Source organism: Chryseobacterium cucumeris (assembly GCF_016775705.1).
Taxonomy (GTDB): Bacteria; Bacteroidota; Bacteroidia; order Flavobacteriales; family Weeksellaceae; genus Chryseobacterium; species Chryseobacterium cupriresistens.
Genome location: NZ_CP068760.1, coordinates 1727234 through 1741182, shown reverse-complemented (window position 1 = coordinate 1741182; position 13949 = coordinate 1727234). Strand labels below are relative to the sequence as shown.

Here is a 13949-nt window from a genome sequence, read left to right as displayed (position 1 = left end):
TTTCATGCCGAAAAAAATTATACGAAATCTCCAGTTTGGAATAGGTCTTTCGCTTTTGATATTGATAGCCAGTTCGATAGCTTCATACTGGAGTATTCAAAATCAAATGAATCACCGTGAGAGTCTTTCCAAAAGCAGGCGTTCTGTAACAGCTGTTAAGGATGTTCTGGTAGCCTTGCTGGATGCTGAAACAGGAAACAGGGGCTATCAGCTGACCGGAAGAGAAGATTTTCTCGAACCCTATAAACGCGGATTAAGAGAATACTCCAAAGCGCTGGTGCTTGCAGAATCATTGGGATTGAAGGATAAAAACCAACAGGAAAGACTTGCCGGATTAAAAGTAGCGGTGAGCCAGGTGATGGATAACCTGAAAAATCTGGTGGAAAACAGACGGAAGGGTATTGTGATGACCCAGCAGCAAATCGTTACCGGTAAAGCTTATATGGACGAGTGCCGTAAAATTGTAAAAGATTTTGTGCAGTATGAAGAGAGCCAAGTTGAAATCAAAAACAAAGATTTAACACGCTCATCAGAAACGACCGTTCTTTTTATTGTTTTTTCTGCACTGGCTGCGGTAGTTGTGACCACATTTTTCTATTTTAAAATGAGGGCAGATCTCATCAGAAGAGATGAGCTGGAAAAAATGCTGAGGGATAAAGATCAGGAAATGACGCGCCGTGTAAGTGCCATTCAAAAAATTGCAAACAGAGTAGCCAATGGTGATTACAGTGAGAAAGCTGTGGATAATGCAGAGGATGATCTCGGAGATCTTGTAGAATCATTGAACCACATGACCGAATCTCTTAAAACATCTTTTGAAAAAATTAATAAAAGCGACTGGCGCCAGAAAGGTCTTGCTTTACTGAATGAGTCCCTTGTCGGAAATAAATCAGTAAAAGAGGTTGCCGGCAGGGCTTTACATCAGTTGATTGAATACGGAAACTGTATCAACGGTTCATTATATCTTTTTGACGAAGGTGTCCTGAAGCTCAACAAAGCATTTGGTCTGGAAGCCAATATGAAACAGACTTTTGAGCCGGGTGAAGGAATGGTGGGGCAGGCTTTTATGAATGCTAAAACACAGGTGTACAATAATCTTCATGAAGATGATTTTGTAGTAACCTTTGCCAGCAGTACCATTAAGATCTATGGCATTATTCTGATACCTGTTTTTTCAGACGGCCATGCCATAGGAGTCCTGGAATTAGGATCTACCTCTAATTTTGAAGAAGACAGAATCAGCTATTTTGAAGAGTGCTGCATCAATATAGGAATAGCCCTGAATGCGGCAAAAGGAAGAGAAAAAGAACAGCAGCTGCTGGAAGAAACCCAGGCACAGTCTGAAGAATTACAGGTACAGCATTCTGAGCTTGAAAACCTCAATACTGAACTGGAAGCACAAACGCAGAAGCTTCAGGCTTCAGAAGAAGAATTGAAGGTACAGCAGGAAGAGCTGATGCAGGCCAATGCCGAATTGGAGGAACGCTCACGATTGCTCGAAGAAAAGAATCATTTGATTGCTGAACGTAATAATGAGATTCAGAAAAAAGTAGAGGAACTGGCACTCAGCACCAAATACAAGTCTGAGTTTTTAGCCAATATGTCTCATGAACTGCGTACACCGCTTAATTCAATCCTTCTGTTATCGCGGTTAATGGCTGAAAATCCGGATGAAAACCTTAACGAAGACCAGGTGGAATCTGCCAAAGTTATTCAAAGTTCAGGAACAAGCTTATTAACATTAATAGATGAAATTCTTGACCTGGCCAAAATAGAATCCGGTAAAATGACTCTTGAATATCAGGAAGTGGTTATTGAAGAAATTGTAAAAGATCTGAAGAGCCTGTTTAATCCTGTATTTCAGGAAAAAGCCCTTCCTTTCAATATAGAAATTGATTCAAACGTACAGCGTGTTATTGAAAGTGACCGTCTCAGAATAGATCAGGTATTAAGGAACCTGCTGTCCAATGCTTTAAAGTTTACAACAAAAGGAAGCATCAGTTTATTGATTAAAAAACATTCTGAAAAACCTGATTTTATTATATTTTCAGTAAAAGATACCGGTGTCGGAATAGCTGAGGATAAGCAGAAAATTATCTTTGAAGCATTTCAGCAGGCTGACGGATCTACAAAAAGAAAATTTGGAGGTACAGGTCTGGGACTTTCAATAAGCCGTGAAATTGCAAGACTTTTAGGAGGTGAACTTGTTCTGAAAAGTGAACTCAATAAAGGAAGTGAATTCAGCTTTATTATTCCTGTACATCAGGTAACTGAAATTGTTCATTCCGAAACGGATCAGGATCTGGTGGAAATTATACGGGAAGATGTTGAAGAAATTCAAAATATCCTTGATGAAGGAGAAACTGTTAAAACGAACACATTGGAAATTCCTGAAGATGTGGAGGACGACAGAGAGAATATTCAGGAAGGGGACAAAATCATCCTTATCATTGAAGATGATACCAATTTTGCAAAAGCTCTATTGAAATATGCCCGCTTACAGAACTATAAAGGGGTAGTGGTCGTAAGAGGAGATTATGGTCTTTCGGCGGCTCAGAAATATCATCCTCACGCCATTTTACTGGATATTCAGCTTCCTGTAAAAGATGGCTGGGAAGTCATGGATGAGTTGAAGTCTGATCCTCAGGTAAAACATATTCCGGTACATATGATGTCTGCGCTGCATGTGAAAAAAGAAAGCCTGTTGAAAGGAGCGGTAGACTTTATCAATAAGCCTGTGGCTCTGGATAAAATGACGGATGTATTCAGGAAAATTGAAGAGGCATTACAAAAAGGGCCTCAAAAAGTTTTAATTGTTGAAGAAAATGCCAAACATGCCAGCGCATTGTCTTATTTCCTGAGTAATTTTAATATTTCCTTATCAGTGGAACATAATGTGGAGGATAGTGTAAAAGCACTTACTTCAGACCTTGTCGACTGTGTAATTCTGGATATCGGAAGCACGAAAGCCAATGATTATCACGTCATAGAATCAATCAAAAGCTATGAGGGACTGGAAAATCTACCGATCATTATTTTTACAGAGCATCATTTGTCTAAGGAAGAAGAATTGAAAATAAAGCAATATGCAGATTCTATTGTTGTAAAAACTGCACATTCCTATCAAAGAGTTTTAGATGAGGTTGGTTTATTCTTACATTTGGTGGAAGAAAAAAACAGTTCGGCCGAAGGTAATACAGGCAGAATGCTGGGTTCTTTAACAGAAGTGCTGAGTGGTAAAAAAGTACTCATTACTGATGATGATGTCCGCAATATTTTTTCTTTAACCAAAGCACTGGAAAAATATAAAGTTGAGGTCATTGTAGCGATGGATGGAAAACATGCTTTGGAGCAAATCAGCCACAATCCGGATGTAGATGTTATTCTGATGGATATGATGATGCCGGAAATGGATGGCTATGAAACAATTAAGGAAATAAGAAAAATGCCGGCATTTAAAAGACTGCCTATTATAGCTATTACCGCTAAATCAATGATTGGAGAAAGGGAGAAATGTATTACAGCAGGAGCTTCAGACTATATTTCAAAACCTGTCGATATAGATCAGCTATTATCACTCCTTCGTGTTTGGTTGTATGAAAGTTAAACAGATAAAATTCTGATGAATAAGAAAATTTTAATCGTGGATGATGACCCACGCAATATATTTGCTTTAAAACTAACTCTTAAAGCCCGTGGATACACAGTAGAATCATGTACAATGGCACAGGATGCCCTGGAAATGATGAAGTCTGATCCTCTGTTTTCCGTTGTTCTTATGGACATGATGATGCCTGGCATAGACGGATATGAAGCTGTAAAAATGATAAGGGATACTCAGGAAATCAAACATGTTCCGGTGATTGCTGTCACCGCACAGGCAATGCCCGAAGATCGCCAGAAATGTCTGGAAGCCGGAGCTGATGATTACGTAACAAAACCCATTGATGTGGATCTTTTAATAACGGCAATAGAAAAACTTTCATAGATGCTGGAACCAAGTATCATAAAAGATGAAGAAGTAGAATATCTCATCAGAGATGTGTATGACAGGTATGGCTATGACTTTTCAGGTTATAGCAGGGCTTCATTTAAAAGAAGAGTTAACCGTATATGTCTTTTAGACAGGTTTACCAGTTTTGCAGAGCTCAGATACACTGTGATGAATGATACAGAGTATTTAAAACGTTTTGTAGAAGAAGTTACAGTAAATGTTACGGAAATGTTCCGGGATCCTTCCTTTTTTAAAGCACTGCGGGATAATATATTGCCTCAGTTGGGAACCTATCCGCTCATCAGGGTCTGGATTGCAGGATGTTCAACAGGAGAAGAAGCATATTCTATAGCCATTCTGCTGAAAGAAGCCGGTCTTTACAGTAAGTCTCTGATTTATGGAACCGATTTGAACCCCGCTGTTCTTGAAACAGCCAGAGCAGGTATTTTCCCTTTGCAGCAGATGAAACTGTATTCGGAAAACTACATGCTTTCAGGCGGATTAAAAGACTTTTCGGATTATTATACTGCCAATTATGATAGTGTAAGATTTGATAAAAGCTTACAGGAAAAACTGATTTTATCAACACATAACCTTGTGTCAGACAGCTCTTTCAATAGTTTTCAGCTGATTGTGTGCAGGAATGTACTGATTTATTTCGACAGAGAACTTCAGGAAAGGGTATTCAGACTTTTTGATAACAGCCTGGAAAATTTAGGTTTTCTCGCATTGGGAGCAAAAGAAACTCTTCGGTTTTCTGCTATCGACAAAAATTACCATCAGGTTGAAGATCAGAAAATCTGGAAAAAAATTGATCACCACTAGTAATGAGCGGAATGAAATCACAGACCAATACAGAATTAATCGTTATCGGCGGATCAGCAGGAAGTTTGCAGGTCATCATAGAAATGATCAAAAACCTGGGTAATACCATCCCTGCTCCCATTGTACTGGTGATGCATCGTAAAGCTCAATCGGGAGATATTCTGCGCACTTTACTGCAGCAGTTTACCAGAATACCTGTCATAGAGGTTGAAGATAAAACGGAGGTTGCTGGTAACACCATATATATTGTTCCCGCAGACTATCATTTGTTGTTTGAGAATATGCAATGGATGTCATTGGACAGCTCGGAAAAAATGAATTATTCCCGTCCCTCTATAGATGTTACTTTCAGGTCTGCAGCAGAAATTTATGGGGAAAATCTGATCGGTATCCTTTTATCGGGAGCTAATGCCGATGGAGTAGAAGGCTTAAGTTATATTAAAAAAAATAACGGGCAGGTATGGATTCAGGATCCGGAAACAGCAGAAGTGGAATTTATGCCGAAACATGCCATAGAAGAAATTGAATATGATTTAATTATCACGCCCGCCGGTTTAGCGGATTATATAAAACAATTATAATATTTCAGAATAGAATAATCTACATAATATGAGTAAAAAGAAGATTTTAATTTTTGATGATGAAGCGACTATCTTAGAAGTGATCACCATCATATTTGAAGAAAACGGATATGATGTCAGAATCTCAGAAACTTCACACGATATCCTTGAGAAAGTGGCAGACTACAAGCCGGATGTTATTCTCATGGATAACTGGATTCCTAAAATAGGAGGGGTAGAAGCTACAAAACTTCTCAAAAGCACCGAAGAATTTAAACATATTCCGGTCATTTATGTTACAGCCAATAATGATATTGTTGCTTTGGCCTCAGAAGCAAAAGCTGATGATTATGTTTCAAAACCTTTTAATCTTGATGATCTGGAAGCAATGGTTGCGAAACATTTGAAAGAACAGGTATAATATCCGGTTACATTAAAAAATAAAAGATCTCTCAGGCTTTTGAGAGATCTTTATTCTTTTTCCAGTGCTCTGATGATCTGTCCCTTTGTTAAAGAGTGGGTATTGACATCATGAATGAGAGAAGCCAATAAAAGGTACAGCTCAGGATTTCCCATGACAGCATCTGAAAATGTTTTCACCAGAATTAATTTTCGGGAAACAATATTTTGTGCAGTAATATACTCACTGCTCACATTGATGTCTATATTCAATTCCTTTTTTATAGTTAAACTGAAGTATTTATCAACATAATCTTTATCTCTTACCAAATCTATTGGTTCGGTTTCTATATGATCCATACGCTTATTTTACTCCTGTCTATTTTCCAACAATTATTATACCGTGTTATATCGTAATACCACACAACAATTGATTGGAAAACTTTGATAACCAAAATGATCAGATTATCATTTCTTTTTATTCCAGATTTGGAGAAGATAAAAAACAAAGTATTATACAGGAAATACCCGTTCACCATTGTTCACAGAATCTATTCTATTTGCTTTAATCTTGCTTATGTATGAGGTAGATTTAGTATATTTGTAAACTATTTAATAGAAATGAATTACACGCTTATTAAAGATTATATAGACCTGCTGGAAGAGTTTGAAACAGAAGTCAGTAATAGCCCGGAGTCTTATCCGGTGACTATTCAGGGCTTTAAAGCATGGATTTCTGGTAAAGGGAATATTGAAGCACATCATCCTGAAGAGCCCTACTGGGAAGGCAAGGAGAATGGAAGAACGCCGGAGAGTGCCATCAGTACATTACTTGTTCATCTTAACCGGTATGCAAAAACCTATTCAAAGTCTGCCATCTCACATTCTGAATTTTCTACTCAGGAAGATTTTATTTATCTGATTAATCTTAAAGCTTTTGGGGAAATGTCAAAAATGGCGCTTATCAAAAAAAATATCCATGATAAGCCGGTGGGAATGCTTATTATCGCAAGACTTTTGCGTCAGGGACTTATAGAACAGACAGATTCTGATTTAGATAAACGCAGTAAATTAATCCGTATTACCGAAAGAGGATTACAGGTTCTGGAAAACCAGATGGAAAAGATCAGGCAGGCTACCAATATCGTTGCCGGAAATCTCAACCATTACGAGAAGATGGAACTGATCCGTATTCTTAATAAACTGGATCGCTTTCATTATCCTATTTTTTCACGGAATATCAATCCTGATGAGCTGATCAATACGGTGTATGATGAGTATGTATTTAAGGGTTCTTAATATTTAAAAATGATAATTAACCGAACCTTATTTTTATAATTAATTCCTTCAAAATTACCGGATCTGATGTGTGATTTGCAGGAAAATAAAGACTAAACAGACTGCAGGATGACTAATATATTTGAAAATTATCTGTCCTCAACAGGAGGGTTATCACCCGATGAAGTCAACTTTTCTTCACAGTTCTTCAAACCGGTTCACTTAAAAAAAGGTGATTTTTTTATTCATGAAGATGAAATCTGCCGTTATATCGGATTTATTGCCAGTGGCGCTGTAAAAGCATATGCTACCGATCAAGAAGGTAAGGAAAATATAACCTGCTTCAAGTTTGAAAATGAATTTGTCACCTCATTTCCCGGGTTTATAGCGCAGGAGAAATCCGGAAAAAGCTTCAGGGCTTTAGAAGACAGCATAATCTATAGAATAAGTTATCCAGACTATCAGCAGCTGCTGGAAAAGGTGGCTGCTCTGAACGGAGTTATAAAATCGGTGATTGAACAGGAGTATATTCAAAAGGAACGTTATCTTCTGAATTACAATAATAAATCCGCTGTAGACAAATACCGTCATGTCTTATTTGATGAACCGATGCTCGTAAAACGGATATCGACACAGGATCTGGCTTCATATCTTGGAATCACACAGCGATCGCTTACCAGGGCGAAGGGACAAATCCACAGACCCGGCATATTATAGGACAAATGTCCTTATACCATACTGATCGGCAATGTAGATTTGCAGAAAAAAATTATGCTACGTCAAATTGCTCCTGAAGTATTCCATATTCCACTCATGCCGCGAAACAGTATCAATTGCTATATTATTGAAGGTGTTCTGGTAGACTCGGGAATACGAAGTTCGTACACAACCATAAAGAAAGTCCTGCAGAAATTCCCCGTCCATCAACATGTACTAACCCATGCCCATGCAGACCACCAGGGCTGCAGTGATCATATATGTGCAGAGTTCAATATACCCCTGCTCTGCCATCCCAATGAAGTTTTCAGGACTGAAACAGGTCTCGTAACCAACGACTATCCGGCTCCGCAGCATTGGCTGGCAAAGCTTCAGCAAAAATACTGGGCAGGTCAGGGACATAAAGTAGGGCAGACCATCGTTGAAAACGATAAAATCGGAAATTTTCAGGTAATAGAAACCCCAGGACATGCGGGAGGTCATATTTCCTTGTTCCGTGAGCAGGATGGATTACTGATCATTGGGGATGCCGCTACCAATATGAACCTGCTTACGACAGTGCCGGGACTTCGGCTTCCTCCCAATATGTTCACCACAGATCAGCAGCGCAATATCAAATCGCTTCAGAAACTGGCAGAATTGAATCCGGCTACTATCTGCTTTGGCCACGGACCGGTCTTACGAAATACAGATCGACAGTTTGAGAAATTTGTAAAGACTTTAAAAAATGATCAGGGTTAAATGGTTTAAAGAAAACCGTTTAACTTTTCTACCACATTAGCCCAAAGCCTGTCTTTCATATTTTTTTTGAAAAAACCGAAATGATCAATTTTTTTCAATCCTAATTCCGAAGGAACTAATTTTGTGAAGGTGATCTCTTTTTTACTGTCAATATGCTGCCAGTACGTTTCTGTGTTTTTCTGGCTTGAAATAGTATCATCGGTAGTCCAGAATAAATGAATGGGGAATGTATAATTCTTGAAATGCCCTACAGGTACACTTGTACCATAAAATTGAGCATCGAAAAAATAATCTTTCTTTTCAAGCCAGGTACGCCATTCAAACACTACATTCCTGGGTAGGTTTTCCATTAATCCAAAGGTTTTGGCTTTCACATAGCCAGTCATGAAAACACTTATCGGCGCAAAAATGTAAAAATAGAAATAAGCCTTCATCCTGTAATAAGGCGGCATATTCCTGTAATAACCTGCTGATACCGCAAAATTGACCATTCCTTTTACATTCTCCAGGTTTTTCATAAATCCTATTTGCTGTCCGCCGGCACTGTGCCCAACAATCATAAACGGAAGATCAGGAAATCTGTTATTCAGAAAATTTTTGATGGCGGGCATATCTTTTACTCCATAATCTGAAAAAGTAAACTCGCAGGATCTCAGATTGCAGGAAGAAGAATCTCCGCTTCCTCTGTAGTCCCAAAGACAGCACAGAAAATCATGTTCAGCAAGATAGGTGAGGAAAGACAGATAAAATTCTTTTCTAGTTGCGGTGCCGCAGTTAAACTGGATCACTGCCTTCGGATGCTCCGGAATAAGAAGAATGCCTTTAAGCTTTACACCGTCTTCACATACTGTTTCAAAATTTTCCGTTTTCATGTTTCAATTTAACTTAAAAAATTAATGATACGTTATAAATTAAACTGTATCCCTTTTCTCTGTTAAATTTAATAAATCCCCTGATTCCTTTATCATATTTAACTATGCAGTACCAGGTTTCTGTATCATGATTTTGAAAGTTATCCAGCTTTTATTCAGGTGTATATTTCATTACAATATAATTACTGGGATCTTTGGCAGAGGTATTTTTTACTTCCAAAAATCCTGTTTTTCTGTATAAATTGTACGCTTTGTCATTTCCGGGTGTAACTTCCAGGAAAATTTCAATATCATTAAACTGTCTGCCTGCTTCATGAATAACAGCTTCAATCAATCCCTGACCAATATTCTTTCCCTGGAACACTCTTTTTACATACATCTGGTAAAGGGTACCTGAGTTTTCGTTACTTTTAACAAAAGCACAGATTCCTATAAGCAGATCATCTGCGAATGCACCCACTACAAATTTTCCAAAAGTCTGTTCTTCAATGTCGTTTTCCATCTGAAATTTTTCAATTTTCCGGGCTTCCTGATAGGTTGCGCAAAATGACCCAGGAAACTGTTCCAGACTTTCCAGACGGATTGCCCGATATGCCTTACTTTCTTCAGGAAGAAGTTTGCGATAGCTGATATTATTCATGCTGATAAGATTTTTCATATGATCAATATACAAATATGGAGATAATTTGTTTGTCAAAATAATTTATCAAAAATTATAAAACAACCTTATCTGCTTGTAACAAATATCGTTTCAGGTAGTCTTATTAAAATAAAGCATATACTTTTTGACAGAAAGTTCATAAAAGCAGTCTTTAAATGGTAAAAAGTGTTTGTTTAAATGAGAAATATTACAATATTTTATCTGAATGTTACATTTTTGCGAAATAACCTGTTTATTTCACAATGAACATGATAATTTATGTATATTTATAACACTGATTGGGGAATAATATTAGAATAACGATAGAAAATTATCAACTTATTTTTAAGTAAGTGAATAGGTAGATATGTAGATATACAGGGAAAAGTGGTGCTGATGGGAAAAATTAATGTAATCATTTTTAAAAATAAAACGATCCGCTCAAAGGCTATCAAAGAGATAATAGCCTTTACAATCTTCGTGGGGCTGCTTCTGGTTATGTTTTCATGTCATAAGGAAACTGATAATACAGACCGGGAAAATTTTGATATATCCCTGTTGACCCAAAGCTCTGAGCTTCAGCTGTCTGGTGAATATGAGGCTTTTGTTAAGCTTAATAAAGAATACCTGAAGAAAGCGGCAAAAATAAAATATACAGCAGGAAAAGGTCTCTGCTATCTGAATATGGCAGGCGTAAATGTTTCTGCAGGAAATTATGAAAAAGCCCGTTTTTTTTTCAATAAAGCAGAAAAAGATCTGATTAATTCAGGAAATGCTTACCATAAAGCAGTATTCTATGATGATTACAGTCTCTATTATTCTCATCTTAAATTAAACGATAAGGCTATAGAATGCAACAACAAGGCATTTTATTATCTCAAACAGGCTGGAAAAACAAAGCTTAGCCAAAAACTTCTACCCAGACTTTATGTAAACAAAGGAATTTATTATGCATGGAAAGGATGGCTGGGAACTTCTCTGAAATGCTTTACAAAAGCAAATGTGTTGGAAAATTCGGCGTACACCAATTGTATGGTGGCACAATACTATTTATTTACTCATAAACCTGATTCTGCCGGTATATACATCAGCAAAGCAGATGAAAAAATGATCAGTCAGAAAACTACAGATGTGGAATCTCTTTGGGTGTATTATACAATGGGATACTACTATAATGAAATTGAAAATAGCGAACAGGCTGAAAAAGCACTAAAAAAAGCACTGGAAATCAATATTAAGACAAGACGGACCTATTCTTCACATATCAAAGAAGTTTATAAATCACTTGCAGAATTATATAAGAAAAAAAATGACGGAGGGAAGGCCTATTTTTATCTGAAGAAATATATGGAGGAGGAGGGAAGATTTGATGCAGAACGATTTGCCGTCATGAATAAAGCTACCGAAGATTTTATTTCGGAAATGAAGCAGGAATCGGACTGGCATAAAAACGATCTTCCGTTGTTTATTGCATTGTCTATCACAGTACTTACTGTTTCAGGAGTATATGTACGGAAAATGATTAACAGATTACAAAAGAAGAAGAATACTTTAAAAGAACAAACCGACGCACTTAAAAATCACGTTCAGACAAAACAGCTTCAGGAGGTGACTGAACTTGCTAAAAGAAATGATTCTTCTTTCCTGCTGAAATTTAAAGAGCTCTTTCCTGAATTTATTAAATCGCTGCTGGCGATCAATCCGGATCTTGAAAATTCAGAACTGGCTTTCTGTGCAATGCTGAAATTACGTTTTTCATCCAAAGAGATTGCAGATTATACTTTTGTACAGCATAAATCTGTTCAACAAAAGAAATACAGGATCAGAAAAAGACTGAATATTCCCGGAGAAACAGATATTTACGATTTTTTTGATAACCTGGCAGAATAAAGAAATACATCACAATAAAAGCAGAATGATTCTGTTTTATGAAAAGATTTATTGTTGATCTCAGCAGAAATAACCATTGAGAATTTTAAAATTATACAGACTGTTTTTTCTCTGGAGAAATCATTATTTAATCATAATATATACATGAATTTAGCTTAATTAGAGAGACATATGATGCGTATTTTTCTTTTTGTGTTACTTTTTGTTTTAGTTTCGTGCCATTCCCATTCAAAGAAAGAGGCTGAAAAGAAATTTGACGTTGCTTTATTGAAACAGAATGAAAAGTTCAGACTTGGTGGAGAATATGATTCACTCATTAGTCTTAATAAAAAATATTACAAACAGGCTGATAAAATGAATTATCCGGATGGGAAGGCACTGTGCTATATCAATCTGGCAGAACTTAATATATCGCTTGAAAACTTCCAGAAGGCGCAGATTCTTTTTGATAATGCAAAGGAAATTCTGGATGATTCGGAAGACAACCTGCACAAAGCAAGATTTTACAACGTGTATGGCCGCTTCAATGTAGAGCTCCGAAGGCTTGATAAAGCTTTTCAGTATAATAATGAAGCAATGAGTCTTATCAGGAAAAGTGATCATTCCCCACTTAAAGACGATATCCTTTTCAGTATTTATTTCAGACAGGCTATTTATCTTGTTCAAAAAAAGCAATACCAAAAAGCACTCGGGTATTTCCATAAAGCAAAACGGCTGGACGATACCGGTCTTGCAGATTGTGCAATAAGCGATTATGTCTATATGCATAAAGACAAAGATTCTGCATATAAGTATATAACCATTGCTTATAATAAAGCCAATCTAAGAGGTAAAGAAGATGGAATAGCCCTCTATGCCAATACCATTTTGGGGGAATATTTTCTTTATGATAAACAATATGATAAGGCGGAACAGGCTCTGATTAAAGCATTGAAAATCAATAATAAAACAAAACGTATCTATGTTTATTATGGTAAGTATATCTATAACGATCTCAGAATGTTATATGAACGTACCGGAGATAAAGAGAAGGCCTATTTTTATTTGAAAGCCTATACAGAGGCTTTCGACAGAACCAACACCTCTTTGCTGGCTACCATTAATCAGGATATGGAGTCTTTTATTACAGTCAGCCAACAGGATGCGGATCAGCATAAAAGCAAAATATACTGGATTGTTTCCCTGTCGTTTTTGGGGCTTTGCCTGCTGGGGGTATATGCCTGGAGAATTAGTATTGCCTTGAGAAAACGAAAAAAAATTCTTGCCCGGGAAGCTGAAAATCTGAAAATAAGAATGAATGACAATAAGCAGGAGGAAATTATAGAACTTGGTAAAAAGAATGATCCTGAGTTTCTGGATCGTTTTAAAGAAACTTACCCTGAATTTATCGCTCAGCTTTTTATGATTAACCCCAACCTTGAAAATTCCGAACTGGTTTTCTGTGCGATGCTTAAATTACATTTTTCTTCTAAAGAAATAGCAAACTATACGATGGTTCAGCATAGAAGTATTCAGCAGAAAAAATACAGGATCAGAAAAAAATTGAATATTCCCGGGGAAACAGATATTTATCATTTCTTTGACACCTTACAATAATCAAAAAAAAACTGTCTGATTCATCAGGTCAGACAGTACTCGAAATATTCTCTTTTCACCACCCGGTCTTTTTTTAGTGGTCTCAGTGCTCAAATATGAAAATTTTTGACGGAAACATGAAAAAATACGATACTACACGGATACTACATGTTATATTTTGATTTTAAATATCTGATATTTAAATAATTATGATATTTTCTTAATTTGTTAATCCTTTTATGAAAAATAGCAGTAGTTCTTTGGACGTTTCTCCTTTTTTATACTGTATTTCTGATTATTTCTCTTTTTTACTTCTTCTTTTTTAGTTGATTTTCAATATGTTTTTTCATCCGTTTTTTAGCTTGGAATTGTATTCATCCTTACTTATAAAAACAGAATTTAGCAAGATAAAATTGAATGTAAAATGTAATTGGCTGATAATTAATTAATTGTAAATG

13 protein-coding genes are annotated in these 13949 nt (G+C 36.6%); 10 read left to right on the top strand and 3 right to left on the bottom strand.

Annotation, left to right across the window (positions count from 1 at the left end; genetic code table 11):
- Positions 1–4: 4 nt before the first annotated feature.
- The 5 genes from JNG87_RS07730 to JNG87_RS07710 are packed head-to-tail and all read left to right on the top strand — an operon-like array spanning position 5 to position 5800.
- On the top strand, positions 5–3607 hold the full coding sequence (locus JNG87_RS07730; protein ID WP_202843086.1) for a response regulator: 3603 nt from the start codon (positions 5–7) through the stop codon (positions 3605–3607).
- Between the two features lie 15 nt (positions 3608–3622).
- On the top strand, positions 3623–3988 hold the full coding sequence (locus JNG87_RS07725; RefSeq protein WP_202843084.1) for a response regulator: 366 nt from the start codon (positions 3623–3625) through the stop codon (positions 3986–3988).
- Positions 3989–4819 (top strand): CheR family methyltransferase, encoded by an 831-nt coding sequence (locus JNG87_RS07720; protein WP_110009717.1) that lies wholly within the window; start codon positions 3989–3991, stop codon positions 4817–4819. It abuts the gene before it with no gap.
- A 2-nt stretch (positions 4820–4821) separates the two neighbouring features.
- Positions 4822–5400 carry a chemotaxis protein CheB gene (locus JNG87_RS07715; protein ID WP_202843082.1) on the top strand — a complete coding sequence of 193 codons (579 nt, stop codon included), beginning with the start codon at positions 4822–4824 and terminating at the stop codon, positions 5398–5400.
- Between the two features lie 28 nt (positions 5401–5428).
- Positions 5429–5800, top strand: a complete 372-nt coding sequence (locus JNG87_RS07710) for a PleD family two-component system response regulator (protein WP_202843080.1) — start codon at positions 5429–5431, stop codon at positions 5798–5800.
- A gap of 50 nt (positions 5801–5850) precedes the next feature.
- Here JNG87_RS07710 and JNG87_RS07705 read toward each other — a convergent pair whose 3' ends face one another.
- A complete protein-coding gene (locus JNG87_RS07705) occupies positions 5851–6138 on the bottom strand; it encodes a hypothetical protein (protein WP_202843078.1) in 288 nt (95 codons plus the stop codon).
- 261 nt (positions 6139–6399) lie between these two features.
- Between JNG87_RS07705 and JNG87_RS07700 the strand changes: the two genes are divergently transcribed.
- The 3 genes from JNG87_RS07700 to JNG87_RS07690 all read left to right on the top strand — a co-directional run bounded on the left by JNG87_RS07700 (position 6400) and on the right by JNG87_RS07690 (position 8514).
- Positions 6400–7077, top strand: a complete 678-nt coding sequence (locus JNG87_RS07700) for a MarR family winged helix-turn-helix transcriptional regulator (RefSeq protein WP_202843076.1) — start codon at positions 6400–6402, stop codon at positions 7075–7077.
- Between the two features lie 108 nt (positions 7078–7185).
- The gene (locus JNG87_RS07695) at positions 7186–7773 is read left to right on the top strand and encodes a Crp/Fnr family transcriptional regulator (protein ID WP_202843074.1); all 588 of its coding nucleotides are present in this window, start codon (positions 7186–7188) and stop codon (positions 7771–7773) included.
- Positions 7774–7827: 54 nt separating this feature from the next.
- The gene (locus JNG87_RS07690; protein ID WP_202843072.1) at positions 7828–8514 is read left to right on the top strand and encodes an MBL fold metallo-hydrolase; all 687 of its coding nucleotides are present in this window, start codon (positions 7828–7830) and stop codon (positions 8512–8514) included.
- 5 nt (positions 8515–8519) lie between these two features.
- Here JNG87_RS07690 and JNG87_RS07685 read toward each other — a convergent pair whose 3' ends face one another.
- Both JNG87_RS07685 and JNG87_RS07680 read right to left on the bottom strand, forming a co-directional pair.
- Positions 8520–9386, bottom strand: coding sequence for an alpha/beta fold hydrolase (locus JNG87_RS07685; RefSeq protein ID WP_202843070.1), 867 nt, complete (start codon positions 9384–9386; stop codon positions 8520–8522).
- A 151-nt stretch (positions 9387–9537) separates the two neighbouring features.
- Positions 9538–10044 (bottom strand): GNAT family N-acetyltransferase, encoded by a 507-nt coding sequence (locus JNG87_RS07680; RefSeq protein ID WP_238349693.1) that lies wholly within the window; start codon positions 10042–10044, stop codon positions 9538–9540.
- A gap of 378 nt (positions 10045–10422) precedes the next feature.
- Here JNG87_RS07680 and JNG87_RS07675 point away from each other — a divergent pair, with 378 nt between their 5' ends.
- Entirely contained in the window at positions 10423–11916 is a 1494-nt protein-coding gene (locus tag JNG87_RS07675) for a tetratricopeptide repeat protein (protein WP_202843068.1), read from the top strand.
- A gap of 171 nt (positions 11917–12087) precedes the next feature.
- Positions 12088–13512: a tetratricopeptide repeat protein gene (locus JNG87_RS07670; protein ID WP_202843066.1), complete on the top strand. Its 1425-nt coding sequence runs from the start codon at positions 12088–12090 to the stop codon at positions 13510–13512.
- Positions 13513–13949: the final 437 nt, after the last annotated feature.